The 26,556-nt window shown below is 64.7% G+C and carries 25 protein-coding genes and 3 tRNA genes; 7 read left to right on the plus strand and 21 right to left on the minus strand.

What is annotated here, in order from left to right:
* Window positions 1-7: 7 nt before the first annotated feature.
* The 12 genes from nuoK to EDC22_RS07630 all read right to left on the minus strand — a co-directional run bounded on the left by nuoK (window position 8) and on the right by EDC22_RS07630 (window position 10,071).
* On the minus strand, window positions 8-316 hold the full coding sequence (gene nuoK, locus EDC22_RS07575; protein ID WP_132806042.1) for an NADH-quinone oxidoreductase subunit NuoK: 309 nt from the start codon (window positions 314-316) through the stop codon (window positions 8-10).
* Between the two features lie 2 nt (window positions 317-318).
* Window positions 319-933 carry an NADH-quinone oxidoreductase subunit J gene (locus EDC22_RS07580; protein WP_132806043.1) on the minus strand — a complete coding sequence of 205 codons (615 nt, stop codon included), beginning with the start codon at window positions 931-933 and terminating at the stop codon, window positions 319-321.
* Between the two features lie 111 nt (window positions 934-1,044).
* On the minus strand, window positions 1,045-1,536 hold the full coding sequence (gene nuoI, locus EDC22_RS07585) for an NADH-quinone oxidoreductase subunit NuoI (protein ID WP_132806044.1): 492 nt from the start codon (window positions 1,534-1,536) through the stop codon (window positions 1,045-1,047).
* 20 nt (window positions 1,537-1,556) lie between these two features.
* The gene (gene nuoH, locus EDC22_RS07590; protein ID WP_132806045.1) at window positions 1,557-2,579 is read right to left on the minus strand and encodes an NADH-quinone oxidoreductase subunit NuoH; all 1,023 of its coding nucleotides are present in this window, start codon (window positions 2,577-2,579) and stop codon (window positions 1,557-1,559) included.
* On the minus strand, window positions 2,572-4,683 hold the full coding sequence (nuoG, locus tag EDC22_RS07595; protein ID WP_132806046.1) for an NADH-quinone oxidoreductase subunit NuoG: 2,112 nt from the start codon (window positions 4,681-4,683) through the stop codon (window positions 2,572-2,574). The genes nuoH and nuoG overlap by 8 nt, the downstream gene beginning before the upstream one ends.
* 21 nt (window positions 4,684-4,704) lie before the next feature.
* The gene (locus EDC22_RS07600; protein ID WP_132806047.1) at window positions 4,705-4,914 is read right to left on the minus strand and encodes a hypothetical protein; all 210 of its coding nucleotides are present in this window, start codon (window positions 4,912-4,914) and stop codon (window positions 4,705-4,707) included.
* Window positions 4,915-4,922: 8 nt separating this feature from the next.
* Window positions 4,923-6,224: an NADH-quinone oxidoreductase subunit NuoF gene (gene nuoF, locus EDC22_RS07605; RefSeq protein WP_132806048.1), complete on the minus strand. Its 1,302-nt coding sequence runs from the start codon at window positions 6,222-6,224 to the stop codon at window positions 4,923-4,925.
* 3 nt (window positions 6,225-6,227) lie between these two features.
* On the minus strand, window positions 6,228-7,307 hold the full coding sequence (gene nuoE, locus EDC22_RS07610; protein ID WP_132806049.1) for an NADH-quinone oxidoreductase subunit NuoE: 1,080 nt from the start codon (window positions 7,305-7,307) through the stop codon (window positions 6,228-6,230).
* 1 nt (window position 7,308) lies between these two features.
* Window positions 7,309-8,499 (minus strand): NADH-quinone oxidoreductase subunit D, encoded by a 1,191-nt coding sequence (locus EDC22_RS07615; protein ID WP_132806050.1) that lies wholly within the window; start codon window positions 8,497-8,499, stop codon window positions 7,309-7,311.
* A 7-nt stretch (window positions 8,500-8,506) separates the two neighbouring features.
* Window positions 8,507-9,109: an NADH-quinone oxidoreductase subunit C gene (locus EDC22_RS07620; RefSeq protein WP_132806051.1), complete on the minus strand. Its 603-nt coding sequence runs from the start codon at window positions 9,107-9,109 to the stop codon at window positions 8,507-8,509.
* A gap of 24 nt (window positions 9,110-9,133) precedes the next feature.
* Window positions 9,134-9,715, minus strand: coding sequence for a NuoB/complex I 20 kDa subunit family protein (locus tag EDC22_RS07625; protein ID WP_165926833.1), 582 nt, complete (start codon window positions 9,713-9,715; stop codon window positions 9,134-9,136).
* The gene (locus tag EDC22_RS07630; protein WP_132806052.1) at window positions 9,706-10,071 is read right to left on the minus strand and encodes an NADH-quinone oxidoreductase subunit A; all 366 of its coding nucleotides are present in this window, start codon (window positions 10,069-10,071) and stop codon (window positions 9,706-9,708) included. Before EDC22_RS07630 ends, EDC22_RS07625 begins: the two co-directional genes overlap by 10 nt.
* A 319-nt stretch (window positions 10,072-10,390) precedes the next feature.
* Here EDC22_RS07630 and EDC22_RS07635 point away from each other — a divergent pair, with 319 nt between their 5' ends.
* Together EDC22_RS07635 and EDC22_RS07640 are read left to right on the plus strand one after the other, a co-directional pair.
* Window positions 10,391-10,933, plus strand: a complete 543-nt coding sequence (locus tag EDC22_RS07635; protein ID WP_132806053.1) for a hypothetical protein — start codon at window positions 10,391-10,393, stop codon at window positions 10,931-10,933.
* Between the two features lie 150 nt (window positions 10,934-11,083).
* A complete protein-coding gene (locus EDC22_RS07640) occupies window positions 11,084-13,459 on the plus strand; it encodes a xanthine dehydrogenase family protein molybdopterin-binding subunit (protein WP_132806054.1) in 2,376 nt (791 codons plus the stop codon).
* A gap of 142 nt (window positions 13,460-13,601) precedes the next feature.
* Here EDC22_RS07640 and EDC22_RS07645 read toward each other — a convergent pair.
* The 9 genes from EDC22_RS07645 to EDC22_RS07685 all read right to left on the minus strand — a co-directional run bounded on the left by EDC22_RS07645 (window position 13,602) and on the right by EDC22_RS07685 (window position 22,598).
* Window positions 13,602-13,678 (minus strand) — tRNA-Asp (locus EDC22_RS07645).
* A gap of 76 nt (window positions 13,679-13,754) precedes the next feature.
* A tRNA-Val gene (locus EDC22_RS07650) sits at window positions 13,755-13,830 on the minus strand.
* A gap of 148 nt (window positions 13,831-13,978) precedes the next feature.
* Window positions 13,979-14,251, minus strand: a complete 273-nt coding sequence (locus tag EDC22_RS07655) for an HU family DNA-binding protein (RefSeq protein WP_132806055.1) — start codon at window positions 14,249-14,251, stop codon at window positions 13,979-13,981.
* 160 nt (window positions 14,252-14,411) lie between these two features.
* On the minus strand, window positions 14,412-16,838 hold the full coding sequence (gene lon, locus EDC22_RS07660; protein ID WP_132806056.1) for an endopeptidase La: 2,427 nt from the start codon (window positions 16,836-16,838) through the stop codon (window positions 14,412-14,414).
* A 217-nt stretch (window positions 16,839-17,055) separates the two neighbouring features.
* Complete coding sequence (gene clpX / locus EDC22_RS07665; RefSeq protein WP_132806057.1) at window positions 17,056-18,321, minus strand: ATP-dependent Clp protease ATP-binding subunit ClpX; 1,266 nt, start codon at window positions 18,319-18,321, stop codon at window positions 17,056-17,058.
* A 185-nt stretch (window positions 18,322-18,506) separates the two neighbouring features.
* Window positions 18,507-19,154 carry an ATP-dependent Clp protease proteolytic subunit gene (locus EDC22_RS07670; protein WP_132806058.1) on the minus strand — a complete coding sequence of 216 codons (648 nt, stop codon included), beginning with the start codon at window positions 19,152-19,154 and terminating at the stop codon, window positions 18,507-18,509.
* A 122-nt stretch (window positions 19,155-19,276) separates the two neighbouring features.
* Entirely contained in the window at window positions 19,277-20,734 is a 1,458-nt protein-coding gene (gene tig, locus EDC22_RS07675; protein ID WP_132806059.1) for a trigger factor, read from the minus strand.
* Between the two features lie 90 nt (window positions 20,735-20,824).
* Window positions 20,825-20,909: transfer RNA gene (locus EDC22_RS07680), tRNA-Leu, on the minus strand.
* 162 nt (window positions 20,910-21,071) lie between these two features.
* On the minus strand, window positions 21,072-22,598 hold the full coding sequence (locus EDC22_RS07685) for an NAD(P)H-hydrate dehydratase (RefSeq protein ID WP_132806060.1): 1,527 nt from the start codon (window positions 22,596-22,598) through the stop codon (window positions 21,072-21,074).
* 185 nt (window positions 22,599-22,783) lie between these two features.
* Between EDC22_RS07685 and EDC22_RS07690 the strand changes: the two genes are divergently transcribed.
* The 5 genes from EDC22_RS07690 to EDC22_RS07710 all read left to right on the plus strand — a co-directional run bounded on the left by EDC22_RS07690 (window position 22,784) and on the right by EDC22_RS07710 (window position 26,542).
* Window positions 22,784-23,122 carry a P-II family nitrogen regulator gene (locus EDC22_RS07690; protein WP_132806061.1) on the plus strand — a complete coding sequence of 113 codons (339 nt, stop codon included), beginning with the start codon at window positions 22,784-22,786 and terminating at the stop codon, window positions 23,120-23,122.
* Window positions 23,123-23,193: 71 nt separating this feature from the next.
* Window positions 23,194-24,603, plus strand: a complete 1,410-nt coding sequence (gene glnA / locus EDC22_RS07695) for a type I glutamate--ammonia ligase (RefSeq protein WP_132806062.1) — start codon at window positions 23,194-23,196, stop codon at window positions 24,601-24,603.
* A gap of 809 nt (window positions 24,604-25,412) precedes the next feature.
* Window positions 25,413-25,640 carry a hypothetical protein gene (locus EDC22_RS07700; RefSeq protein WP_132806063.1) on the plus strand — a complete coding sequence of 76 codons (228 nt, stop codon included), beginning with the start codon at window positions 25,413-25,415 and terminating at the stop codon, window positions 25,638-25,640.
* 108 nt (window positions 25,641-25,748) lie between these two features.
* Window positions 25,749-26,141, plus strand: a complete 393-nt coding sequence (locus EDC22_RS07705; protein ID WP_132806064.1) for a hypothetical protein — start codon at window positions 25,749-25,751, stop codon at window positions 26,139-26,141.
* Window positions 26,142-26,167: 26 nt separating this feature from the next.
* On the plus strand, window positions 26,168-26,542 hold the full coding sequence (locus tag EDC22_RS07710; protein WP_132806065.1) for a hypothetical protein: 375 nt from the start codon (window positions 26,168-26,170) through the stop codon (window positions 26,540-26,542).
* Window positions 26,543-26,556: the final 14 nt, after the last annotated feature.

The raw sequence follows: 26,556 nt of genomic DNA on the forward strand, positions 1-26,556 counted from the left end.
CCCGGCCTCAGCCCTTCATCATGTTGATGTCCTCGACCTCGATCGAGCCGCGGTTGCGGAAGAAGACGACCAGGATCGCCAGGCCGATGGCGGCCTCGGCAGCGGCGACAGTGAGGACGAGAAGCGCGAAGACCTGGCCGACGAGATCGCCGAGATGCGCCGAAAACGCCACCAGGTTGATATTGACCGCGAGCAGCATCAGCTCGACCGACATCAGGATGACGATGACGTTCTTGCGATTGATGAAGATGCCGAAGATGCCGATCGTGAACAGGATCGCGGCGACGGCCAGGTAGTTGGAGAGATCGACTGCCATCCTCAAAGCCCCTTGCCGCTCTCGACCCGGCGGACCTCGATGGCGGCCTCGCGGGTGCGCCCGACCTGGGCGGCGATCGACTGGCGCTTGACGTTCTCCTTGTGGCGCAGCGTCAGCACAATCGCGCCGACCATCGCGACCAGCAGAACGAGCCCGGACAGCTGGAAGAAGAAGACGTAGCGCGTGTAGAGGACGAGGCCCAGTGCCTCGATGTTGCTCGTCTCCGTGGGCACGGGAATCGGTGCAGTGGCCGTCGCCGTGATATCGGGGCTTATCACCCATCCGCCGACAACCAGCAGCAGCTCGACCAGCAGGATCAGCCCGATCAGCCCGCCGACCGGCAGATAATCGAGGAAGCCCTCGCGCAGCTGAACGAAATCGACGTCCAGCATCATGACCACGAAAAGGAACAGCACCATCACCGCGCCGACATAGACGACGAGCAGGATCAGCGCCAGGAACTCGGCCCCGAGCAGCAGGAACAGGCCGGCAGCGTTGAAGAAGGCGAGAATCAGGAACAGCACCGAGTGGACCGGATTGCGCGACCCGATCACCATGACCGCAGAGGCAATCATCACCGCTGCGAACAGGTAGAAGAAGGCTGTCGCAAGGATCATGTCAGGATGGTCCCCCGGGGGAAGGCGACAGGCCGGAACTCCGGCGCTGCGGCCTCTATAGAACGGTTCCCGATACGCGTCTACCGACGCCGGGACATGTGGATTTCGGTCTCAGCGATAGGGTGCGTCGAGCTCGATGCTGCGGGCGATCTCGCGTTCCCAGCGCTCGCCATTTGCCAGCAGACGCTCCTTGTCGAAGTAGAGCTCCTCGCGCGTCTCGACGGCAAATTCGAAGTTCGGTCCCTCGACGATTGCATCGACTGGGCAGGCTTCCTGACAGAAGCCGCAGTAGATGCACTTGACCATGTCGATGTCGTAGCGCGTGGTGCGGCGCGTTCCGTCGTTCCGGCGCGGCCCGGCCTCGATCGTGATCGCCTGGGCGGGGCATATCGCCTCGCACAGCTTGCACGCGATGCAGCGCTCCTCCCCGTTCGGATAGCGCCTCAGCGCGTGCTCGCCCCGGAAGCGCGGTGATGTCGGCCCCTTCTCGAAGGGATAGTTCAGCGTCGCCTTCGGCTTGAAGAAGTATCGCATCGCCAGGAAGAACGCCGAGACGAACTCCTTCAGGAAGATCGACCGCGCGGCCTGATCGAGCCTCGCCATGGTTACTCCTCGATCTTTGCTCAGGGCGCCCAGCCGGTCAGCTGCAACACGGCAGCCACGGCGACGACCATGAACAGGGAAATAGGCAGGAACACCTTCCAGCCAAGGCGCATAAGCTGGTCGTAGCGATAGCGCGGCACCATCGCCTTGACCATCGCGAACATGAAGAAGACCAGGCAGACCTTCAGCACGAACCAGATGACGCCAGGCACCCAGGTGAACGGAGCCACGTCGAAGGGCGGCAGCCATCCGCCAAGGAACAGGATCGTCGTCAGCGCGCACATCAGTACGATCGCGACGTACTCGCCGAGCATGAACAGGAGGTAGGGTGTCGACGAGTATTCGACCATGAAGCCGGCGACGAGCTCGGACTCCGCCTCGGTCAGATCGAACGGCGGACGATTCGTTTCGGCCAGCGCCGAGATGAAGAAGATCACGAACATCGGCAGAAGCGGCAGCCAGAACCAGCCGAACAGGCCCCAGTCGCTGCGTTGCGCCTCGACGATGGCGGTCAGATTCAATGACCCGACGCACAACAGAACCGTGATCAGCACGAAGCCGATCGAGACCTCGTAGGACACCATCTGCGCGGCGGCGCGTAGCGCACTGAGGAACGGATACTTCGAGTTCGACGCCCAGCCGCCCATGATGACGCCGTAAACGCCGAGCGAGGAGATCGCGAAGATGTAGAGGATGCCGAGATTGATGTCGGCGATTACCCACCCGGAATCGACCGGAACCACGGCCCAGGCCGATAGTGCCAGCACGCAGGTCACCAGCGGTGCCAGCAGGAACACGCCCTTGTTGGCACCGTCCGGGATCACCGGCTCCTTGAAAACGAACTTGAGCAGGTCGGCAAACGACTGCAACAGGCCAAAGGCGCCCACGACGTTGGGTCCGCGCCTGAGCTGGACGGCCGCCCAGATCTTGCGGTCGGCGAGGAGCAGATACGCAATGATCAACAGCAGGCAGACAAGCAGCAGGACGCTCTGACCGATCATGACGAGCAGCGGCCAGAGCCAGGTCGAGAAGAAGTCAGCCATGGGTCCCGGTCGCCCCCTCGCGCCGCGCCCGCGCCAGCGCGCTCATCTCGGCCATGACAGCCGAGGCGCGGGCGATCGGATTGGTCAGGTAGAAATCGGATATGACGGTGACAAAGCTCGCTTTCGTCAGCTTGCCGCCGCGCTGTGCGAGGTTGCCGACGGCTGCGGCATCGGCCGGCTCGATAACGCCCAGACGGCCAAGGTGCGGGTGGTCCTGGTAGAGCCGGGCGCGAAGCTGGTCCAGCGTATCGAACGGCAGTCGATGCCCCAGACTGTCCGACAGCGCCCGCAGGATGGCCCAGTCCTCGCGGGCATCACCAGGCGGGAAAGCGGCACGGTTGGCGAGTTGGACCCGGCCCTCGGTGTTCACATAGGTGCCTGACTTCTCCGTGTAGGCCGCCCCCGGCAGGATCACGTCGGCACGGTGGGCACCTCGGTCGCCGTGGGTGCCGATATAGACGACAAAGGCTCCGGCCGGCACGTCGATCTCGTCTGCGCCGAGAAGGAACAGGACGTCGAGGTCCCCCTTGGCCGAGGCATCGAGCATCGCGGCAACGTCGCGGCCGCCCTCCCCCGGGACCATGCCGAGATCGAGCCCACCGGCGCGGGACGCCGCCGAATGCAGGACACAGAAGCCGTTCCAACCGACGTCCCCCTCGGGACCGACCGCACCGACGTCGACGGCGAGCTTCGCGGCAAGGGAGAGCACTGCGGCTCCGTCGGGGCGCGTGAGCGCACCCTGGCCGACGATCACCATAGGCCGCTCGGCGGACTTCAGCGTATCGGCAAAGCTGCCGACGCCATCCGCCAGCTCCGCCAGCGTCTCGGGCCCTGCGCCGAGATAATCGTAGCCGTAGGTGAGATCCGGGCGGTCTCCCAGAACGACCCCAACCTTCAGCCGGCCGGTCAGCCAGCGGCGACGGATGCGGGCATTGAGCACCGTCGCCTCGAGACGCGGATTGGTGCCGACCAGCAGGACGGCGTCGGCGGTGTCGATGCCGGCGATGGTCGCGTTGAACAGATAGGAGGCGCGTCCGGCCGCCGGGTCGAGCGCCGCACCGTCCTGCCGGCAGTCGATCGAGGTGACACCGAGTGACGACATCAGCCCCTTCAGCGCATACATCTCCTCGACGGCGGCGAGATCGCCGACGATCGCGCCGATTCGTTGCGGCGACGTGCCCTTAACCTTCTCCGCCACCCGGGCGAAGGCCTCCGGCCAGGTCGCGGCACGCAAACGGCCGCCGTCGCGCACATAGGGCCGATCGAGCCGCTGGGTCCTGAGTCCGTCCCAGATGAAGCGGGTCTTGTCGGAGATCCATTCCTCGTTGACGTCCTCGTTGAGGCGCGGCAGGACCCGCATCACCTCACGGCCACGCACGTCAACGCGGATCGCCGAACCGACCGCGTCCATGACGTCGACCGATTCGGTCTTCTGCAGTTCCCACGGCCGCGCCTGGAAGGCATAGGGTCTCGAGGTGAGGGCTCCGACCGGACACAGGTCGATCACGTTGCCCTGCAGTTCGGACGACATGGCGCTCTCGAGATAGGTCGTGATCTCCATGTCCTCGCCGCGCCCGATGGCGCCGAGTTCCGGAACGCCGGCGACCTCCGTGACGAAGCGGATGCAGCGGGTGCAATGAATGCACCGCGTCATGATCGTCTTGACCAGCGGTCCGATATACTTGTCCTCGACCGCGCGCTTGTTCTCGTGGAAGCGGCTGGAATCCACCCCGTAGGCCATCGCCTGGTCCTGCAGGTCGCATTCCCCACCCTGATCGCAGATCGGACAATCGAGCGGATGGTTGATGAGCAGGAACTCCATCACCCCCTCGCGCGCCTTCTTGACCATCGGTGTCCGCGTCATGACCTCGGGCGGCTCGCCGTTCGGGCCGGGCCTGAGGTCGCGAACCGCCATTGCGCAGGAGGCGACCGGCTTCGGAGCCCCCTTTACCTGCACGAGGCACATTCGGCAGTTGCCTGCGACCGACAGGCGCTCGTGGAAGCAGAAGCGCGGGATTTCCGCGCCGGCCTCCTCGCAAGCCTGCAGCAGCGTGAACTCGGCCGGTACCTCGACCTCGGTGCCGTCGACGATCAGTCTGGACATGGCGCTTCCGTGGTCTCCGGTTCAGTGCAGCTCGACAAGGTTCAACTGGCGTTCCATGCGCCCGCCCCGCATCTCCATTGGGGCCAATGGCCGGTCGGTGCCCGCCCGGGTGTCCGCCAACATCGTCATGCCTTGCTTCAAGACGTGCTCGACGTCGAACAGACGATCGATCTTTCCATTCGGCCTTCGCAGGAACTGCAAGACGATGTCGATCCGGTCGGTTGCCGTCATTTCGCCCCCTACTCAGCCGCCTCAAGGACCGGTGCGCCCTTGGCGCGCGCCGAGAATTCGTCGATTCGCCGCTCGATCTCCGGACGGAAATGGCGGATCAGCCCCTGGATTGGCCATGCCGCCGCGTCGCCCAGCGCGCAGATGGTGTGACCCTCCACCTGGTAGGTGACGTCGAGCAGCATGTCGATCTCGCGCTTGTGCGCCTCGCCGCGGGCCATGCGGTCCATGACACGCCACATCCAGCCCGTGCCCTCACGGCATGGTGTGCACTGGCCGCAGCTCTCGTGCTTGTAAAAGTAGGACAGGCGAGCAATGGCGCGGACAATGTCGGTCGACTTGTCCATGACGATCACCGCGGCCGTGCCGAGGCCGGACTTCACGTCGCGCAGCGAATCGAAGTCCATCGACAGGTTCTGGCACAGCTCGGCAGGCAGGCAGGGAACCGACGAGCCGCCGGGAATGACGGCAAGCAGATTGTCCCAGCCGCCACGGACGCCGCCGGCGTGCTTCTCGAGGAGCTCGCGCAGCGGGATGCCCATCTCCTCCTCGACGTTACACGGCGTGTTCACGTGGCCGGAGATGCAGAACAGCTTGGTGCCGGTGTTGTTCGGCTTGCCGAGACCCGCGAACCAGGCTGCGCCGCGCCGCAGAATGGTCGGCGCCACCGCGATCGACTCGACATTGTTGACCGTGGTCGGACAGCCATAAAGACCGGCATTGGCCGGGAACGGCGGTTTCAGCCGCGGCATCCCCTTCTTACCCTCGAGACTTTCGAGCAGCGCGGTCTCTTCGCCGCAGATGTAGGCACCGGCGCCGTGATGGACGTAGATGTCGAAATCCCAGCCGTTCCTGTTGTTCTTGCCCACGAGGCGGGCCTCGTAAGCCTCCTCGATCGCATATTCGAGATGCTCGCGCTCGCGGATGAACTCACCGCGCACGTAGATGTAACAGACATGCGCACGCATCGCGAAGGAGGCGATCATGCAGCCTTCGATGAGCTGGTGCGGCTCGAAGCGCATGATGTCCCGGTCCTTGCAGGTGCCGGGTTCGGATTCGTCTGCGTTGACGACCAGATAGTGCGGCCGATCTCCCACCTCCTTGGGCATGAACGACCACTTGAGCCCTGTCGGAAAGCCGGCACCGCCCCGCCCCCTCAGGCCCGAGGCCTTGATCTGCTCGATGATCCAGTCCGGTCCGTTGGCAATGATCTCCCGGGTGTTCGACCAGGTGCCGCGGCTCAGCGCGCCCTTCAGGCGCCAGTCGTGGAGGCCGTAGAGGTTGGTAAAGATGCGGTCCTTGTCGGAAAGCATGGTTCAATCGTCCTTTCCGTACCGCTTGGAGAAATCGGTCTCACCGCCGCTGGCGAGCGTCCTGGCCTGCTCGATCCACTTCTCCCGGCCGATGCGCCCCCTGAACTTCAGATATCCATCTATCCAGGCGACGTTGTCCTCATTCCATGCAGCGATCTGGTCGTAGTGGAAGATGCCGAGCGAGTGAAGGATGCCTTCAATCTTGGGTCCGATTCCCGAAATCCGCTTCAGATCGTCCGGCTTGCCGTCGCGCGCGGCCTTGAGACCCTCCGGCTTGTGGCTATCGTCCAACACAGGGGCGCCGGCTTCGGGTTGCTGCGTACCGTCAGGCAAGCGGGCGGCTTCCGCCTCCGGCCTGTCGGACAGCCTGGGGCGGCCGGCATTCTGACGCCGCGCCTTCGGCGTCTCCGGTGCCTCACGCGTGGCCGCCTCGCCATGCGCCTTGCTCGCAGCATGCGATTTTGATTCGGCGAGCCCGTAGATCGCCGGATCGGTCAAGGCTATCGGTCCGCCGAGCGGTGCGGAATAATGCCGACCGTTCTGCGGTCCCGGCTTTGGCGTGTTGCCCGAGGCGAAGCTGTCGAGCAACGCCTCGAAACTCTCCGGTGTCAGGTCCTCGTAGGTGTCCTTGAACACCTGGACCATCGGCGCGTTGACGCAGGCGCCCAGACACTCGACCTCCTCCCAAGAGAAGTCGCCGTCCGGCGAGACTTCGTGCTGGTGCTCGGCGATCCGGCGTTTGCAGATCGCGATCAGGTCGCCCGCCCCGCGCAGCATGCACGGCGTCGTGCCGCAAACCTGCACATGCGCCTTCCGCCCGACCGGCTGCAGCTGGAACATGGTATAGAAGGTGGCGATCTCGTAGACGCGGATGTATGGCATTGACAGCATGTCGGCCACGTAACGGATGGCCGGCTCCGTCACCCAGCCTTCCTGCTCCTGCGCCTTCCACAGCAGCGGGATCACCGCAGATGCCTGGCGCCCCTCGGGATACCGCCCGATCATCTTGCGCGCCCAGGCCAGATTGGCCTCGGTGAACGCAAAATCCGCAGGCTGCTCGTGCCAGAGTCGACGTACGGCCATATCAGCGATCCACCTCGCCGAACACGATATCGAGCGAGCCGAGCACGGCGGAGACATCCGCCAGCATGTGGCCGCGACACAGGAAATCCATCGCCTGCAGATGGGCGAAGCCGGGCGCCCGGATCTTGCAGCGATACGGCTTGTTCGAGCCGTCGGAGACGAGATAGACCCCGAATTCGCCCTTTGGCGCCTCGACCGCCGCATACACCTGTCCGGCAGGCACCTTGTAGCCCTCAGTGTAGAGCTTGAAGTGATGGATGAGCGCTTCCATGGAGCGCTTCATTTCGCTGCGCTTGGGCGGCACGATCTTGTGGTCGGTCGAAGATACCGGTCCCTGCCCCTCGGGCCGACGCAACTTCTCGAGACACTGCTTCATGATGGCAACCGACTGTCGCATCTCCTCCATGCGGATGAGATAGCGGTCGTAGCAGTCGCCGTTCTTGCCGACCGGAATGTCAAATTTCAGCTCGCTGTAGCACTCGTAGGGCTGCGCCTTGCGCAGGTCCCAGGCGGCTCCCGAACCGCGCACCATCACGCCCGAAAAGCCCCAGGACCAGGCATCCTCGAGGCTGACGACGCCGATGTCGACGTTGCGCTGCTTGAAGATGCGGTTTTCGGTGAGAAGTCCCTCGATATCGTCGCAAACCTTCAGAAACGGATCGCAGAAAGCCCAGATATCGTCGATGAGCTGCGGCGGAAGATCCTGATGCACGCCGCCGGGCCGGAAATAGGCCGCGTGCATGCGCGCCCCAGACGCGCGCTCATAGAAGACCATCAGCTTCTCGCGCTCCTCGAACCCCCACAACGGCGGGGTGAGCGCGCCAACGTCCATCGCCTGCGTCGTGACGTTGAGCAGATGCGACAGCAGCCGACCGATCTCCGAATACAGCACCCGGATCAGCTGACCGCGCTTCGGCACCTCGATGCCGAGCAGACGCTCGACGGCAAGCGCGAAGGCATGCTCCTGGTTCATCGGCGCGACATAGTCGAGCCGGTCGAAATACGGGACCGCCTGCAGGTAGGTCTTGTACTCGATCAGCTTCTCGGTGCCACGGTGCAACAGCCCGATATGCGGATCGACGCGCTCCACGACCTCTCCATCAAGCTCCAGCACCAAACGCAAAACACCATGCGCCGCAGGGTGTTGCGGACCAAAGTTGATGGAGAAGTTGCGAACGTCTACTTCTGGCATGGTGGGCTCACTGCTTCGCCTTCTCGTCCCCGGGCAGCAGGTAGTCGGTCCCCTCCCAGGGCGAGAGGAAGTCGAAGTTGCGGAATTCCTGGTTGAGCCGGACCGGCTCGTAGGCCACGCGCTTGGCGGCGGCGTCGTAGCGCACCTCGACGAAGCCGGTAAGCGGGAAGTCCTTGCGCAGCGGATGCCCCTCGAAGCCGTAATCGGTCAGCAGGCGCCGAAGGTCGGGATGGCCAGAGAACAGCACGCCGAACAGATCGTACGTCTCGCGCTCGAACCACAGCGCACCGGGCCAGATCTCGGTCAGGCTCGGCACCGGGGTCATGTCGTCGGTCTCAACCCGAACCCGGATCCGCTGGTTCTGGCGCGGGCTCAGCAGGTGATAGACGACGTCGAATCGCTTCTCGCGCTCGGGGTAGTCCACCCCGCAGGCATCGATGAAGCACACGAACTGGCAGCGGATGTCATCGTGCAGGAAGCGCGCGGTCTCGACGAGCCGCTCCAACGGCACGGTGACCGTCAACTCGCCATGCGCCACGACCCAATCGAGCCGCTCGCCCCCGAGAGATTGGGCAATATACTCGCCGAGTTCCGTCAGCGCTTCGTCCATGCCAGTGCTCCGAGAGGCGCCAGGTCAGCGCTCGATGGTGCCGGTCCGTCTGATCTTCTTCTGCAGCAGCAGCACGCCGTACAGAAGCGCCTCGGCCGTCGGCGGACAGCCCGGCACATAGACATCGATCGGAACCACGCGATCGCACCCCCTCACGACCGAATAGGAATAGTGATAGTAGCCGCCCCCGTTCGCGCACGAGCCCATCGAAATGACGTAGCGAGGCTCCGGCATCTGGTCGTAGACCTTGCGCAGCGCAGGGGCCATCTTGTTGGTCAGCGTGCCAGCGACGATCATCACGTCCGACTGGCGCGGGCTGGCGCGCGGCGCAAAGCCCAACCGTTCCGCATCGTAGCGCGGCATCGACATCTGCATCATCTCGACCGCGCAGCAAGCGAGGCCGAAGGTCATCCACATCAGCGAGCCGGTGCGCGCCCAGGTGATGAGGGCATCGGTCGCGGTGACGAGGAACCCCTTGTCGGCGAGCTCGGCGTTGACACCAGTGAAGAACGGATCGTCGGCACCAACCGGCCGGCCGGCCGCATCGACGAGGCCCTTGGGCTTCGGCGCGACGAGCGTATCGTCGGAACTGCGGATCAATCCCATTCCAGAGCTCCCTTGCGCCACTCGTAGACGAAGCCGACCGTCAGCACGGCGAGGAAGATCATCATCGACCAGAAGCCGAACCAGCCGAGCTCGCCGAAGGCCACGGCCCAGGGGAACAGGAACGCCACTTCAAGATCGAAGATGATGAAGAGGATCGAGACGAGATAGAATCGAACGTCGAACTTCATCCGCGCATCGTCGAACGCATTGAAGCCGCATTCGTATGCGGAGAGTTTCTCCGGGTCCGGGTTCCGGTAGGCGATCACGAAGGGGGATACCATCAGGGCGAGGCCGACGATGCCGGCCACACCGATGAAGATCGCAATCGGTAGATACTCCTGGAGAAACTCCGGCATGACGCCTGATCGTGCTCCTCATGGCGGCGCGATGCTGCGCCGCACAGCTCCATCCTTCTCGGGGCGTAGAACTAGCCCACGCCCCCACCGAGAGCAAGCGCCGCCGGCCTGACCCGCACGGGATTCCTCCGATCTCCGTGCCTTCCCGAAGAACATCGGTTATGTCAATGTGTCGCGTGGCCCGCCATTGCCGCGGCCTCGACACGGAGGACAATGGATTCGGTTCCATCCGGTCCGGAAGCCGAAGCCTTGAGTTCGCATGTTGCGTTGTCGGCATCTGGTGATTCTTGTGTCTGGACTGCTTCTGGGCGGCTGCAACATGCTCCGGAAGGACGCCCCCTCCTATATGCTCGCCTTTGCGGACGACGCGCTCGCGGATCCTGCCCTGGAAGCCCCGGTCGAGGACGACGAGATCGCCCGACCCGGCGACTTCGTGGTGGAATTTCGCGCCCGGACAGGGCCGGACATTGTCGGCCATACCTTCATCGCCTATGGCCGCGTCGCCGAGGACAATACCATCGCCGACGAGATGACGGCTGGCCTCTATCCGAAGGACAATATCGGCGGGTTCGTGTTCGGCATCACAGGAACCGAATCGACGATGACAGCCGTCCCCCTCGACGAACTGATTCCTCCGAGCATCGTCTTCCGACACCGGCTGACGTCTGACGAATATGCCCGGTTGCTGGCTGCGATCGAGGCGGCGCGGGCGGATCCGCCGGACTGGAGCTGGGTCGGCTACAACTGCAACAGCTTCGTTGCCGACATGGCCCGGGTCGTCGATCTCAAGGTGCCGGCCGGCGCGACCTTCCTTGCGCCGATGCTGCTGGTCTCCGAACTTAAGCGGCTCAACTCGGACTGATGGCGCATCCCGCCGCCCCGGCGCGACGATGCCCAACTTCCATATCCGCCTTGCGCACCGGCGCGCCTGCCCCCAAGATGACCTTGGGACAGCGCTGCTGCGCCACCCCCCGGGCGTGCGGCCATGTCGACCAGCGGGAGGAGAACAAGCATGGGCGGGTCGATCGGCGTGTCGTTGAAGCGCAAGGAGGACGAGCGCTTCATCAGGGGCGACGGGCGCTATACCGGCGACATCGTGCTGCCTGCACAGACTTATGCCTTGTTCCTGCGCTCGCCGATCGCGCATGCGCGCATCCGTTCTCTCAGCGTCGCCAAGGCGACGGCGATGCCCGGCGTCGTCGGCGTGTTCACCGGCGAGGACGTGGCCGCGGCCGGGCTTGGCGGCGTGCCCTGTGGCTGGCTTGTGACCGACCGCAACGGCCAACCGATGGCCGAGCCGCCGCATCCGCTGCTCGTCACCGGCAAGGTCCGCCACGTCGGCGATACGGTTGCGATGGTCGTCGCGGAGAGTATCGAACAGGCGCGAGACGCACTGGAGGCGATCGAGATCGATTACGAGCCCCTCCCTGCTGTGACCTCCCCCGTTGCGGCGCTGGAGCCCGGGGCGCCGAAGGTACACGACGAACTTCCCTCCAACCTCTGCTACGACTGGGAGATCGGCGACAAGGCGGCCGTCGACGCTGCCTTCGCCAGAGCCGCCAGGACGGCCCGTGTCGAACTGGTCAACAGCCGCGTGGTGCCCAACGCCATGGAAACACGCGCCGCCAACGCGCACTGGGACGCCACCAGCGACGCGTGCACCCTCTACATGACGAGCCAGAATCCGCACGTCATCCGTCTGCTGATGGGTGCCTTCGTGCTGCACATCCCCGAGCACAAGCTTAGGATCATCGCTCCGGATGTCGGCGGTGGCTTCGGTTCGAAGATCTATCACTACATCGAGGAGGCGCTGGTCACCTGGGCCTCTCGAACGTTGCGCCGCCCGGTCAAATGGACCGCCGAGCGCACCGATGCCTTCCTCACCGACGCGCATGCCCGCGACCACGTCACCACGGCGGAGCTGGCCATGGACAGGCGTGGGCGCTTCCTCGCGCTGAAAGTCGACACCACCGCCAATCTCGGTGCCTATCTGTCCACCTTCGCGCCGTCGATTCCGACCTACTTCTACGCGCTGATGTTCTCAGGCCAGTATGCGACGCCAGCGATCCATGCGCGTGTGCGGGCGGCTTTCACCCACACGACCCCGGTTGATGCCTATCGCGGCGCCGGACGTTCGGAATGCATGTACGCGCTGGAACGGGTCGTGGATGCGGCAGCGCGCGAGATGGGGCTCGATCCTGCCGAAATCCGCCGTCGGAACTTCATCCCCGAGGACGGCTTTCCCTTCCACTCGCCGGTCGGCGTCGTCTACGACTCAGGCGCCTTCGCCAAGGCCCTCGACATGGCGCTCGAGAAGGCCGACTGGAAGGGTTTCGAGGCGCGCCGGAAGACCAGCCGCAAGGCCGGCAGGCTGCGCGGGCGCGGCATTGCCTGCTGGATCGAATCTTCCGGGGCGGCGCCGTCGGCCGCCGTCACCGCGCTGGGCTGCCGCGCCGGCCTGTTCGAGGCGGCGAAGATCCGCGTCCATCCTACGGGATCGGTGACGCTGTTCACCGGCGCCCACAGCCACGGCCAGGGCCATGAGACGACCTTCGCCCAGGTGGTCGCCGACAAGTTCGGGCTCAGCGTCGACCAGATCGAGGTGGTGCACGGCGACACGGCCACTGTCCCGTTCGGCATGGGCACCTATGGCTCGCGGTCCATGGCGGTCGGCGGCGGGGCGCTGGCGCTGACCGCCGACAAGGTGATCGAGAAGGGCAAGCGGATCGCCGCCCACATCCTCGAGGCTTCCGTCGACGACATCGTGTTCGAGAATGCCACCTTCAAGGTCGCCGGTACCGACAAGGAGCTCGGATGGGTGCAGATGTCGCTCGCAGCCCACGTGCCGGCCAATTATCCGCTCGATCAGATGGAGCCATGCATCGAGGAGACGACCTTCTACGATCCGCCGAATTTCACGTTCCCGAACGGGGTATTCGTCTGTGAGGTCGAGGTTGATCCGGATACCGGCAAGGTCGCCGTCGAGAAGCTGGTCGGCATCCACGACGTCGGCATCGCCATCAATCCGATGATCGTCGAAGGCCAGATGCATGGCGGGGTCGCCCAGGCCATCGGTCAGTGCTTGCTGGAACGGGTGGCCTTCTCCGAGGAAGGCCAGTTGCTGACGGCCTCCTACATGGACTACTGCCTGCCACGCGCCGACGACGTACCGTCGATCGACACGGCGCTGAACGAGGTGCCGTGCGTCCACAATCCGATCGGGGTCAAGGGCGCGGGCGAGGCCGGCACCACCGGGGCGCCTGCCGCGATCATCAACGCCGTCATCGACGCGCTGGCGCCGTTGGGCATCCGGTCGATCGACATGCCGGCGACCCCGGAGGTGGTCTGGAAGGCAATCCGTGATGCCAGGGCGGCCGAGGCCGCCTGACGCTCCTGTCACCGGTTTCACCGGACGGATCGGCCTGCGCGGTCTTCAACCAGCCGAGAAGACCGCTCGACCGACATGTGGCTCCAGCGGCTGCGCGTGCTTCGCTCGGAGCGCGCTCGGGCCGGAACAGATCAAGGGAGAATGGCGGGAGTGACGGGACTCGAACCCGCGGCCTCCGGCGTGACAGGCCGGCGCTCTAACCGACTGAGCTACACCCCCGGACTGCGCAGCGCAGCGGCCGCGCATCAGGATGCCCCGACTTAAGTGACCGCCCGCGGCAAGTCAAGCGGCGGGATGGTGGGCGGTGAGAGATTCGAACTCCCGACATCCACGGTGTAAACGTGGCGCTCTACCAGCTGAGCTAACCGCCCCTGAAAGCCGCAGGATCCCGCGGCAACCGGCGTCGGGTTTATCCCGCTCCGAAATGCCGTTCAAGCCATCTAGGGGCAATGAAAAGCCCCACGCACGGGGCGCGGGGCTCGTCATCCGCTGCGATCCGGCACCAAGGTGCCGGGCCGATCACTTCACTGCGTCCTTCAGCCCCTTGCCGGGCTTGAACTTCGGCAGCTTGGTGGCCGGAATCTTGATCGCCTCACCGGTCTTGGGATTGCGCCCGGTAGACGCGGCGCGTTTGGCAACCGTAAAGGTACCGAACCCGGCGAGCTTGACCTCCTCGCCGCTCTTGAGCGCCCCCTCGATCGCGCCGAACACCGAATCCACGGCTGCCGTGGCCTGGGCCTTCGGCAGGCTGGTGTCGCTCGCGACCTTCGCAATGAGATCGGCCTTGTTCACGGTCTTTTCCTTTCGTCCTGCGTTTCACGTTGTTGCGTCCGGAACCTCTCGCCGGGAACCGGACTGACGCCCGAGCGTCGACGTTTATCGCCTCGTTTCGCGGCGGGCAAAGGAAAAGGCGCCCGCCTGAGTGGCGGGCGCCTTCATATCCGAAAAAGATTCAGTGCGCCACAAGCCCGGACTGGGATTCGTCCTCGCCGCTGACGCGGGGGCCGGCGACCGGCTCTTCCCACTCGATCGGCTCGGGCTGACGTACCAGCGCCCGCTTCAGCACCTCGTCCATCCGCGCGACCGGCACGATTTCGAGGCCGCTCTTGAGGTTGTCCGGAATGTCCGCCAGATCCTTGGCGTTATCCTCGGGTATGATCACCGTGCGGATCCCGCCGCGCAGCGCAGCCAGCAGCTTCTCCTTGAGGCCGCCGATCGGCAGGACGCGGCCGCGCAAGGTGATTTCGCCCGTCATCGCGACGTCCTTGCGCACCGGAATCCCGGTCATGATCGAGACGATCGCCGTCGCCATCGCCACACCTGCCGAGGGGCCGTCCTTGGGGGTCGCACCCTCCGGCACGTGGACGTGAATGTCGCGCCGGTCGAACAACGGCGGCTCGATGCCGAAATCGATCGACCGGGAGCGAACATAGGCCGCCGCCGCCTGGATCGACTCCTTCATGACGTCGCGCAGGTTGCCGGTGACCGTCATCTTGCCCTTGCCGGGCATCATCACGCCCTCGATGGTCAGCAGTTCGCCGCCGAATTCGGTCCAGGCAAGGCCCGTGACGACGCCGACCTGGTCGTCGAGCTCCGCCTCGCCGTAGCGATAGCGGGGCACGCCGAGATAATCGGCGAGGTTCCGGGCCGTGATCTTGACCGTCTTCTTCTGCGACACGATCAGATCCTTGACCGCCTTGCGGGCGAGTGTCGCCAGTTCCCGCTCGAGATTGCGCACGCCGGCCTCCCGCGTGTAGCGGCGGATGACGGTCAACAGCGCATCGTCGGAGATCGAGAACTCCTTCGATTTCAGGCCATGCTCACGGATCGCCTTGGGAATCAGATGGCGTCGCGCGATCTCGACCTTCTCGTCCTCGGTGTAGCCGGCAATGCGGATGATCTCCATACGGTCCATCAGTGCCGGCGGAATGTTCAGCGTGTTCGCCGTTGTCACGAACATGACGTTCGACAGGTCGTAATCGACCTCCAGATAGTGGTCGTTGAACGTCGCGTTCTGCTCCGGATCGAGCACCTCCAGCAGCGCTGCCGAGGGATCTCCGCGGAAATCGGCGCCCATCTTGTCGATCTCGTCCAGCAGGAAGAGCGGGTTAGACGTCTTCGCCTTCCGCATCGACTGTATGATCTTGCCGGGCATCGAGCCGATATAGGTACGGCGGTGACCGCGGATCTCGGCCTCGTCACGCACGCCGCCGAGCGACACGCGCACGAACTCGCGGCCAGTCGCCTTGGCGATCGACTTGCCGAGCGAGGTCTTGCCGACTCCGGGCGGGCCGACCAGGCAAAGGATCGGTCCCCGCAGCTTGTTGGCGCGCTGCTGGACGGCCAGGTATTCGACGATCCGGTCCTTCACCTTCTCCAGCCCGAAGTGATCGGCGTCGAGCACGGCCTGGGCGTGGGCGAGGTCCTTCTTGATCCGCGACTTCTTGCCCCACGGGATCGACAGAAGCCAGTCGAGGTAGTTGCGCACCACCGTTGCCTCGGCCGACATCGGGCTCATCTGGCGAAGCTTCTTCAGCTCGGCCTGGGCCTTGTCGCGGGCCTCCTTCGACAGCTTGGTCTTGGCGATCTTGTCCTCGATCTCGGCCAGTTCGTCGCGGCCGTCCTCCGAGTCGCCAAGCTCCTTCTGGATCGCCTTCATCTGCTCGTTCAGGTAGTACTCGCGCTGCGTCTTCTCCATCTGACGCTTGACGCGGCTCCTGATGCGCTTCTCGACCTGCAGGACGCTGATCTCGCTCTCCATCATGCCAAGCACCTGCTCGAGGCGCGCGGATACGGAGACCGTCTCCAGGATCTTCTGCTTCTCGGGAATCTTGACGGCCAGATGCGAGGCTATGGTGTCGGCGAGCTTGGAATAGTCGTCGATCTGGGTAACCGCACCGAGAACCTCGGGTGACACCTTCTTGTTGAGCTTCACGTAGTTGTCGAACTCGGCGACCACCGAGCGTGCGAGCGCCTCCACCTCGACTTCATCGCCCAGCTCCTCGGCGAGGACCACGGCGCGCGCCTCGAAAAACTCCGTCTCGTCAGTGTAGCTGATCAGTCGCGCCCGGCTCTGGCCCTCGACCAGCACCTTGACGGTTCCGTCGGGAAGCTTGAGCAGCTGCAAGACCGAGGCCAGCGTTCCCACCTCATAGATGGCATCGGTGGCCGGCTCGTCGTCACCGGCGTTCTTCTGTGTCGCGAGCAGGATCGGACGTTCCGTCCGCATCACCTCCTCAAGCGCGCGGATCGACTTCTCGCGCCCCACGAACAGGGGAACGATCATGTGCGGGAAGACGACGATGTCGCGCAGCGGCAGCACCGGATAGATGTCCGCGCCGCCGCCGGCTCCGATGACGCGCGTCGTGTCGTCGGCCATGAATTGGTCCTCTCACAATTGCTGAGGCGAACGCCAGCTATACGCCCGGAGAACGCGCACGGGTCAACGGCCGGTTGGCAATCCTCGGGCCGTCGATGGGCCCGAACCGGTCGACTCGCTCTGCGGCGACGCCAAATGTCGCTTCAATAGGTGGCCACGCCCCCGGAGCAAGTCAAGTACCGCCCCGGATCCTGCCGGGGCGGTTCCGACCGAAGATTCAGGCGCTCGATTCGACGCTCTCGGCCCGGTCGGCGTAGATGTAGAGTGGCCGCGCCTTGCCTTCGACGACATCCGGTCCGAGCACAACCTCCTCGACGCCGTCGAGGCTCGGCAGATCGAACATCGTGTCGAGCAGGATCGATTCCATGATCGAGCGCAGGCCGCGCGCGCCGGTCTTGCGCTCGATCGCCTTGCGGGCGATGGCCTCGAGTGAGTCCTGCGGCAGCGACAGCTCGACGCCCTCCATTTCGAACAGCCGCTGATACTGCTTGACGAGTGCGTTCTTGGGCTCGGTCAGGATGCGCACGAGCGCCTGCTCGTCGAGGTCGTTCAACGTCGCGATGACCGGCAGGCGGCCGATGAACTCCGGAATGAGACCGAATTTCAGCAGATCCTCCGGTTCGACATCCCGGAAGATCTCGCCCGTCTTGCGATCGTCGGGGGCCTTCACCTCCGCACCGAAGCCGATGGACGTACCCCGGCCGCGCGCCGAGATGATCTTCTCGAGCCCCGAGAAGGCGCCTCCGCAGATGAACAGGATGTTGGTCGTGTCGACCTGCAGGAACTCCTGCTGCGGGTGCTTGCGACCGCCCTGCGGCGGAACGCTGGCAATCGTCCCTTCCATGATCTTCAGGAGCGCCTGCTGCACGCCCTCTCCGGACACGTCGCGGGTGATGGACGGGTTGTCGGACTTGCGGCTGATCTTGTCGACCTCGTCGATGTAGACGATGCCACGCTGCGCCCGCTCGACATTGTAATCGGCGGCCTGCAGCAGTTTCAGGATGATGTTCTCCACATCCTCGCCGACATAGCCCGCCTCCGTCAGAGTCGTCGCGTCGGCCATCGTGAACGGCACGTCGAGGATGCGGGCGAGCGTCTGGGCCAGCAGCGTCTTGCCGCAGCCAGTCGGGCCGATCAGCAGGATGTTCGACTTCGCCAGCTCGACGTCGTTCGACTTCGAGCTGTGGTTGAGGCGCTTGTAGTGATTGTGCACGGCCACCGACAACACGCGCTTGGCGTGCGGCTGGCCGATCACGTAATCGTCGAGAACCTTGCAGATCTCCGCCGGGGTCGGAACGCCGTCGTTCGACTTGACGAAGGAATTCTTGTTCTCCTCGCGGATGATATCCATGCACAGCTCGACGCACTCATCGCAGATGAACACCGTCGGTCCTGCTATGAGCTTACGCACCTCATGCTGGCTCTTGCCGCAGAAGGAGCAGTAGAGCGTGTTCTTGGTATCGCTGCCGCTGACCTTGCTCATTCGGTCACTCCGGTTCGTCCTGAGGGCCGCTGGGGCCCGTCGGACTTCGGTTTCGACCTGGAGCGCGGCCCCCGCGCCGCAATCCCGGTCTCGTCGATGGTTATAGCCCCCGGAACACCGTTGGCCAATGCAACCATGCTAGGTATGCATCGATCAACAGGACATTAACGTTTATCGCCGCCGACTCATCCGCGCCCCTTGACGACGGGTTCGGCGTCCGGCTCCGCCCGCTTCTCCAGGACAGAGTCGACGAGGCCGAATTCCTTCGCCTCGGCGGCGGTGAGGATGTAGTCGCGATCGAGCGTCCGTTCGATCGTGTCGTAATCGCGGCCGGTGTGCTTGACGTAGATCTCGTTGAGGCGCCGCTTGATGCGGATGATGTCCTCGGCATGACGCTCGATGTCCGAGGCCTGCCCCTGGAACCCGCCGGAGGGCTGGTGGAGCAGGATGCGGGCGTTCGGGAGCGCATGACGCATGCCGGCCGTGCCTGCGGTCAGCAACAGCGAGCCCATCGAGGCAGCCTGGCCGATGCACAGCGTCGACACCGCAGGACGAATGAACTGCATCGTGTCGTAGATCGCCAGGCCGGACGTGACGACGCCGCCAGGCGAGTTGATGTACATGGCGATTTCCTTCTTGGGATTCTCCGCCTCAAGGAAGAGGAGCTGCGCCGTAACCAGAGTCGCCATGTTGTCTTCGACGGGACCGGTCACGAAGATGATCCGCTCCTTCAACAGCCGCGAGTAAATGTCGAAGGCGCGTTCGCCGCGGTTCGTCTGCTCAACCACCATGGGGACGAGCAGGTTCATGTAGGTATCAACGGGATCGCGCATGGATGTCTCCGCTCAATCTGGAGGCGCGCCACGCGATGTGGCGCGCCCGATTCGCCTGCCCGCATGTTAGACGGAACCGGCTGGCCATGAAGCCCGGCCGGCTGAGGTCCGAGCTATCCGGCTTAGCCCTTCGCCTCACCGCCATCATGGTCATGGTGATGGTCGTGACCATGATCATGGTGATGGTGATGATGATGGTCATGATCATGATCGTGGTGATGATCGTGATCGTGCCAATCGTCCGGATCGTCGAACAGCTCCTCGCGAGTCACCGTCTTCTCGGTGACGTTGGCGAGCTCTAGGATGAAGTCCACCACCTTCTCCTCGAAAACCGGGGCGCGCAACGCTGCCAATGCCCCGGGGTTCTTCTGGTAGTAATCCCAGACCGCCCGCTCCTGACCGGGGAACTGCTGGACGCGCTCGATCAGCGCGCGATTCATTTCCTCGTCAGTGACCTTTATGTCGTGCTTCGCGCCGATTTCGGCAAGGAGCAGACCGAGCCGAACGCGCCGCTCGGCAATCCTGCGATACTCGGCCCGGCTGTCCTCTTCGCTCATGCCCTCATCGGCAAAGCTGCGGCCGGACCGCTCCAGATCGGCCGTCACCTGCCGCCAGATGGACTCGAACTCGGACTCAACGAGCTTCTGCGGCAACTCGAAGCTCGTCGCCCCGTCAAGTGCGTCGAGCAGCTTGCGCTTGACCTTGCGGCGGGTCTGGGCGGCGAAGTCGGCGGTGAGGCGCTCGCGCACCGCCTCCCGCAACTTGTCAAGCGATTCCAGGCCGAGTGACTTGGCGAATTCGTCGTCGATCTTGACCTCGCCGGGGGCAAGCACCTCCTTCACGGTCACATCGAACTCCGCCTCCTTGCCGGCCAGGTGCCGGGCCGGATAGGTCTCCGGGAAGGTCACCTTCACGAGAACCTGCTCGCCGGCGGCACGGCCGACGAGCTGCTCCTCGAAGCCGGGAATGAACGATCCGTTGCCAAGCTCGATCTGGCCGCCCTCGTCGGAGCCGCCCTCGAAGGGCTCGCCGTCGATCCTGCCGACATAGTCGATGATCAGGCGGTCGCCGCTCTCGGACCTGCCGCCCGCCTCGCGCGGGGCGAACGGGCGGTTCTGTGCGGCGATGCGGGCGATGCCCTCCTCGATGAGGGCATCATCGACGATGGCCACCTCCTTCTCGATCGAGATCTTCGAGAAGTCCGGCATTTCGACAGCCGGCAGCACCTCGAAGGACATGGTGAAGCCGAAATCGGCCTCGCCCCTGAGCACCCGCTCGATCTCATCCTTGTCCTGCGGAAACGTGATTTCGGGCTGGAAGGCAGGACGCTCGTTGCGGTCGGTCACAGCCTTCTGGCTCGACTCGCTGACCGTCTGCTCGATCACCTCCGCCATCACCGAGCGGCCGTAGACCCGCTTCAGGTGGGCGACCGGCACCTTGCCAGGCCGGAAACCGCGAATGCGCACGCGATCCTTCAGCTCGGCCAGCCGATCGTTGAGGCGGGAGTCGAGCTCCTGGGCGGGCACCGTGATCCGCAGTTCGCGCTTCAGTCCTTCGTTGAGGGTTTCAGTGACCTGCATGACGTTTCGATCGTTGGCTCTTGCTGGAATGGACCTTGGCTTCGGCCTGTGGCTTCGACCTGCTGGATGAGGGTGGCCTCGTCGGTGGCCTGGTGCGGGCGGAGGGACTTGAACCCCCACGGCTTTCGCCACGAGAACCTAAATCTCGCGTGTCTACCAGTTCCACCACGCCCGCGACACGGCCGGCGGGCGACCCCGCGCACGGGCGCGGTCTATAGCATAGGGTTTTGCGGGCGTGCCAGCGAAAAGGACACCCCGCGCCCTGCCGATCGCACGTACCGAATTCGCACCGGCCGCGCCCGCCCTCGGCCAGACCGAAGGCGAGGATGCCGGGCGATCAATTCCGCAGCTCCCGCAGCACCGAGGGGATGGCTTCGGGCAGATCCTCGGCGATCAGCCCCGGCCCCGCCCGCAGCGCGGCGGCGCCGTGCAACCACGCCGCAGCCGCCGCGGCCAAGGGCGCAGGAAGTCCGCGGGCCAGCAAGGCCGCGACGATCCCGGCCAGGACATCTCCCGAACCGGCGGTCGCCAGCCACTCCGGCGCATTGTCATTGATCCACGCCTTGCCGTCGGGAGCTGCGACAATCGTGTCGGTGCCCTTGAGGAGAACGACGGCACCGGACAAGCGGGCCGCGGCGCGGGCCCGGGCAAGCTTGTCGGCGTCCATGTCGACGACCGATCCGAACAGCCGGCGGAATTCGCCCTCGTGCGGGGTCATCACGACAGGACGGGCCCGGTCCGACAGGATTGCTCCGAAGAGCTGCTCGGGACTTGCCTCGAAACTGGTCAGGGCATCGGCGTCGAGTACCGCCGACCGGCCAGCCGCGAGCACGGCGCACACCTTGTCGCGGGTCGCATCGCCGACGCCTGCGGCAGGTCCGATGACGACGGCGTTGCGTCTGGGGTCGGCGAGCGCTGCCTTGACGCCCTCGACGCCCTCCCCGTCCCGAAGCATCACCGATGTGAGATGCGAAGCGTAAACGGGCAGCGCCGCAGTCGGGCTTGCGACCGTCACCAGACCGGCACCCGCGCGCAGCGCGGCACGGGCGGCAAGGCGCGCGGCGCCCGTGTTCCACTGGTCTCCGCCGACGACAAGCACATGCCCCCGGTCATATTTGTGGATATCGCGCCGGCCCAAGCACAGCCGGCCGGCCCAAATCTCACGCCGGTTCGCGAAGGCGCTCGGCCTGATGTCGTCGAGCACCGATCCCGGAATGCCGATATCGGCCAGGCGGACCTCGCCACACAGGTCCCGGCCCGGCATCAGCAGGTGACCGGGTTTCAGCCGGAAGAAGGTCACCGTGCGCGTCGCACGCACGGCAATGCCGCGCACCTGGCCACTACTGCCGTCCAGTCCCGTGGGTACGTCGACCGCCACCACCGGCAGGCCGGACCGGTTGACGGCCTCGATCGCCGCTGCCGCTGCACCATCGACCGGCTTAGACAGCCCTGCGCCGAAGAGCGCATCAACCACGACCCCAGCCGCCCCGGGCACATCCGGGCCGAGCAGATGCACATCGCCGTCCCAGCGCGCCGCCATGACGGCCGCATCACCGCGCAGACGCCCGACCTCTCCGAGCAGCATCACGCGCACCTTGCGACCGGCCGCAGCAAGATGGCGCGCGGCAACGAAGCCGTCACCGCCGTTGTTGCCCGGCCCGCACATGACCAGGACTTCCGTGCCGCGCGCCAGCGGCAGCGCCGCCGCGGCAACCGCGCGACCGGCATTTTCCATCAGCTCGATGCCGGGAATCCCCAAGGCGATCGCCAGCCTGTCGGCCTCTGCCATCTCGGCGGTGGTCAGGAGTTCGTTCACCTCCGTCACCCTGCTGCGGCGCCCGTCGCGCTTCCAATCATTGATCATTCCTTGTGCAATTGCACACGAAACAGTCTACGATGCGTGCGGCGCACTGCACTCAATTCGGGCATGTGCGTTCAATCCCTTGTTTTGACGCCAGTTTCGCGACGGGGCGAGATTGGCACATGCTGTGCTAATGGGTTGCTGGGCCGCCTACCGATCGGGTGCCCCACGCGAGGAGTCACGTCCAGATGAAGAAAATCGAGGCCATCATCAAGCCGTTCAAGCTCGACGAGGTAAAGGAGGCCCTCCAGGAGGTCGGCCTGCAGGGGATCACCGTGACCGAGGCCAAGGGTTTCGGCCGCCAGAAGGGTCATACGGAACTCTATCGTGGCGCCGAATATGTCGTTGACTTTCTTCCCAAGGTGAAGGTCGAAGTCGTGCTCGGCGACGAGCAGGTGGACAAGGCCGTCGAGGCGATCCAGAAGGCTGCACAAACGGGTCGGATCGGCGACGGCAAGATCTTCATCTCGCAGATCGAGGACGCGATCCGCATCCGCACCGGCGAGCGCGGTACAGACGCCATCTGATGGGCGGCGCAGGGTCCTGCGGACCCTTCATCGGACCGGAAATTCAGCATAAAACGCAACGAGGTAATTAAATGGCCGAAGCAAAGACCGTTCTCAAGACGATCAAGGAGAACGACGTCAAGTTCGTCGACCTGCGGTTCACCGATCCGCGCGGCAAACTGCAGCATGTCACCATGGACGTCGCCGCGGTCGACGAGGACATGTTCGCCGAAGGCGTGATGTTCGACGGCTCCTCGATCGCCGGATGGAAGGCGATCAACGAGTCGGACATGACGTTGATGCCCGATCCCGAGACGGCGCACATGGATCCGTTCTTCGCCGCGAGCACGCTGGTCCTGTTCTGCGACGTCCTCGAGCCGTCAACGGGCGAGGCCTACGAACGTGATCCGCGCTCGATCGCCAAGAAGGCGGAGGCCTACCTGAAGCAGACCAAGATCGGCGACACGTGCTACTTCGGCCCCGAGGCGGAGTTCTTCGTCTTCGATGACGTCCGCTTCACGTCCGATCCGTTCAACACCGGCTTCGTCATCGATTCCGGCGAACTGCCCTCGAACACCGGCACGGAGTACGAGACCGGCAATCTCGGTCATCGGCCGCGCACAAAGGGTGGCTATTTCCCTGTCCCGCCGGTCGACTCGGCCCAGGACATGCGGTCCGAGATGCTGTCGGTGATGGCAGGCATGGGCGTGGCCGTCGAGAAGCACCATCACGAGGTGGGCGCGGCCCAGCACGAACTCGGCATCAAGTTCGACACGCTGACCCGCAACGCCGACAAGATGCAGATCTACAAGTACGTCGTGCACCAGGTCGCCAACGCCTACGGCAAGACCGCCACGTTCATGCCGAAGCCGATCTTCGGCGACAACGGCTCGGGAATGCACGTCCACCAGTCGATCTGGAAGGCCGGCAAGCCGGTCTTCGCCGGCAACAAGTATGCCGGTCTGTCGGACGAATGCCTCTACTACATCGGCGGCATCCTCAAGCACGCGAAGTCGATCAACGCCTTCACCAATCCGCTGACCAACTCCTACAAGCGGCTGGTGCCAGGATACGAGGCGCCGGTGCTGCTCGCCTACTCGGCGCGCAACCGCTCGGCGTCGTGCCGCATCCCGATCGCGTCCTCGCCGAAGGCAAAGCGCGTCGAGGTGCGCTTCCCGGATCCGGGCGCGAACCCCTATCTCGGTTTCGCAGCCATGCTGATGGCAGGCCTCGACGGCATCCGCAACAAGATCCACCCCGGCGACGCGATGGACAAGAACCTCTATGATCTGCCGCCGGAGGAACTCAAGGAAATCCCGACCGTCTGCGGCTCGCTGCGCGAGGCGCTCGCCTCTCTCGACGCCGACCGCGACTATCTGAAGGCTGGCGGCGTATTCTCCGACGACCAGATCGATGCTTACATCGAGCTCAAGATGGACGAGGTGATGCGCTTCGAGATGACGCCGCATCCCGTGGAATACGACCTCTATTACAGCGTCTGATCGTCCGGTCCGACCGTTCGACGTCCAGACTGCCGAAGCCAGGGCGCATCGCCGCCCTGGCGCCTCTTCGCCAGGGTGGCCCCGTTGATGTCATCGGGCTGTCAAGCGAAGGCTGTAGCGTCGTCAGCGGTCGAGGATGAGCGTCGATTTCATGTCGCCCGTCCCATCATCCGCCGCCTGCGACAATCCGTGCCGCGCTGGCCCCCGCCCACACGGTACGGCGGCGCTCGCGTCACTTCGGCCGAACGTACAACATCCCTCCGGGGCCGCCGCTGCGCGGCCCCGCCTTTCTCTGGCGGTCATTCTCCGCCATTCAGTCCTCGGCAGACTGTAGTCGGCAAACAGGCGTTGACAGGCGGGCAGATCAGCCGCACAATCCCGATCAGTTCAAGGAAAGGAGGTCTAGGACAATGACTCCACCGACCCGATTTCCGCCGTCGCGGGATGCGTAGTTGCGCTACTCCTGGCGGCGGCAGAACTCCGACAATCGAATACTTCGCATCATCGTTTCCGCGAGCGACGTTGTTCACTCGAAAGGTGATCGCTCTCTCGCGCGAGGAGCGAACGGAATTCCGGGAAACCGGACTTTTTCTGGCATGACTGCGCCACAGATGTGATCGGCGAGATGCCCTGACGGCTCCGCGAGCGATACGCGGAGCCGTTCTGCTGTAGCGCCAGCCCGCAGCGCTGCAAGATCGGTTGACATATGGCCGCACCGATATGTCACCGGGGTATCGTGACAGGGCAATGACAGTCGTCTCGGTCCGGGTTCTGGGCATAGCCCTCGCCGGATCCTTGGAGACGATATGATGGGCACATCGCCCAACACTCGGCGGTTCCACGATCTGCAGGCGTCGGACGACATCGGTCGCACCGTCTCGACCAAGGTGACGCGTGGCGACGTGATCGCCGCTCGCTACGACAGGCGCGACATCGTGCATGGCGCGCCCGGCGTTGCCGCGATTGCAGCCTCAGCGAGCCCGCTCGCCCTTATGGGTGCGAACCCGGCACAGGCTGCCGGCGGCCGCGTCGCCTGATCGGCCGGCGGTCGCGCAGGCCGCGCCGACCGGTGCGGCGCGTGGACTGAACATCGAATCGATGACCGTTGTATGCTTTGCCTGTTGGACGATCGGCGGGGGGACGGGATGCGCGACTGGTTCGGTGTCGTGCTCGCGGTTGCAGGGATCGCCCTCGTCGCGGGGAGCCTGACTTTCGGCTTGGGCGAGGCTGGCGGGGCGGGGCTCGCGCGCAACGGGCTCATCATTGCGATCGCATCGGCGCCCTATCTCGCGCTGGTCGGAGCGCACCATTTCTCGCGCACCGCAACCGGCCGCTTCATCTGCCTGACCGGACTGACGGCGCTCAGGCTGTTCTGGGTCTGGGCGTTCGGCGGCCTGGCCTGGTGGAACGCAGCTCCCGACGGCCAGAACGGCCTGACGCTCATCCTCATTCCGATGATGATGGCGGGGCTGGGCATCGCTCTGCTCCTGGCTGCCGGACTGGGCGACTGGATCGCCCGCCGGCACCTGGCCACCTAGACCATCGGCGGAAAGGCTGACATGCAGTGCTTCACAGCTTCAACCTGATCCTCGCGGGCGCCGGCATGGTGGCGGTGACCGGCAGCATCCTGCTGGAACTCAACGCTGTCGACATCTTCGCCATCACCTTTGCGGGCTTCATCATCGCCGCAACCGCGGCGCCTTACGCACTGCTGGCAGCGCTGTCGCGCCAGGTAGACTCTGATGTCGCGCGGATCGTGTGCGGTCTCGGACTGGCAGCCCTGTCAGCGTTCTGGATCTGGGCCTTCGGGGCAGTGTTCTGGTGGAACCCTACCCCCGACGCGCAGGACGGACTGGCGCTGATCGTCTTTCCCGCGCTGATGATCGCAGGGGCCGGCGCGGTGGCGATCATCGCCTGGCTAATCGCCCGTTTCGCATAGGTTGAGCCGGGGCG

Source organism: Tepidamorphus gemmatus, from assembly GCF_004346195.1.
Lineage (GTDB): Bacteria > Pseudomonadota > Alphaproteobacteria > Rhizobiales > Tepidamorphaceae > Tepidamorphus > Tepidamorphus gemmatus.

Excerpts from the sequence above, each read along its gene's own strand:
- nuoK (WP_132806042.1), bottom strand. The coding sequence starts at position 316 with ATGGCAGTCGATCTCTCCAACTACCTGGCCGTCGCCGCGATCCTGTTC.
- EDC22_RS07580 (WP_132806043.1), bottom strand. The coding sequence starts at position 933 with ATGATCCTTGCGACAGCCTTCTTCTACCTGTTCGCAGCGGTGATGATT.
- nuoI (WP_132806044.1), bottom strand. The coding sequence starts at position 1,536 with ATGGCGAGGCTCGATCAGGCCGCGCGGTCGATCTTCCTGAAGGAGTTC.
- nuoH (WP_132806045.1), bottom strand. The coding sequence starts at position 2,579 with ATGGCTGACTTCTTCTCGACCTGGCTCTGGCCGCTGCTCGTCATGATC.
- nuoG (WP_132806046.1), bottom strand. The coding sequence starts at position 4,683 with ATGTCCAGACTGATCGTCGACGGCACCGAGGTCGAGGTACCGGCCGAG.
- EDC22_RS07600 (WP_132806047.1), bottom strand. The coding sequence starts at position 4,914 with ATGACGGCAACCGACCGGATCGACATCGTCTTGCAGTTCCTGCGAAGG.
- nuoF (WP_132806048.1), bottom strand. The coding sequence starts at position 6,224 with ATGCTTTCCGACAAGGACCGCATCTTTACCAACCTCTACGGCCTCCAC.
- nuoE (WP_132806049.1), bottom strand. The coding sequence starts at position 7,307 with ATGGCCGTACGTCGACTCTGGCACGAGCAGCCTGCGGATTTTGCGTTC.
- EDC22_RS07615 (WP_132806050.1), bottom strand. The coding sequence starts at position 8,499 with ATGCCAGAAGTAGACGTTCGCAACTTCTCCATCAACTTTGGTCCGCAA.
- EDC22_RS07620 (WP_132806051.1), bottom strand. The coding sequence starts at position 9,109 with ATGGACGAAGCGCTGACGGAACTCGGCGAGTATATTGCCCAATCTCTC.
- EDC22_RS07625 (WP_165926833.1), bottom strand. The coding sequence starts at position 9,715 with ATGGGATTGATCCGCAGTTCCGACGATACGCTCGTCGCGCCGAAGCCC.
- EDC22_RS07630 (WP_132806052.1), bottom strand. The coding sequence starts at position 10,071 with ATGCCGGAGTTTCTCCAGGAGTATCTACCGATTGCGATCTTCATCGGT.
- EDC22_RS07635 (WP_132806053.1), top strand. The coding sequence starts at position 10,391 with ATGCTCCGGAAGGACGCCCCCTCCTATATGCTCGCCTTTGCGGACGAC.
- EDC22_RS07640 (WP_132806054.1), top strand. The coding sequence starts at position 11,084 with ATGGGCGGGTCGATCGGCGTGTCGTTGAAGCGCAAGGAGGACGAGCGC.
- lon (WP_132806056.1), bottom strand. The coding sequence starts at position 16,838 with ATGGCCGACGACACGACGCGCGTCATCGGAGCCGGCGGCGGCGCGGAC.
- clpX (WP_132806057.1), bottom strand. The coding sequence starts at position 18,321 with ATGAGCAAGGTCAGCGGCAGCGATACCAAGAACACGCTCTACTGCTCC.
- EDC22_RS07670 (WP_132806058.1), bottom strand. The coding sequence starts at position 19,154 with ATGCGCGATCCCGTTGATACCTACATGAACCTGCTCGTCCCCATGGTG.
- tig (WP_132806059.1), bottom strand. The coding sequence starts at position 20,734 with ATGCAGGTCACTGAAACCCTCAACGAAGGACTGAAGCGCGAACTGCGG.
- EDC22_RS07685 (WP_132806060.1), bottom strand. The coding sequence starts at position 22,598 with ATGATCAATGATTGGAAGCGCGACGGGCGCCGCAGCAGGGTGACGGAG.
- EDC22_RS07690 (WP_132806061.1), top strand. The coding sequence starts at position 22,784 with ATGAAGAAAATCGAGGCCATCATCAAGCCGTTCAAGCTCGACGAGGTA.
- glnA (WP_132806062.1), top strand. The coding sequence starts at position 23,194 with ATGGCCGAAGCAAAGACCGTTCTCAAGACGATCAAGGAGAACGACGTC.
- EDC22_RS07700 (WP_132806063.1), top strand. The coding sequence starts at position 25,413 with ATGGGCACATCGCCCAACACTCGGCGGTTCCACGATCTGCAGGCGTCG.
- EDC22_RS07705 (WP_132806064.1), top strand. The coding sequence starts at position 25,749 with ATGCGCGACTGGTTCGGTGTCGTGCTCGCGGTTGCAGGGATCGCCCTC.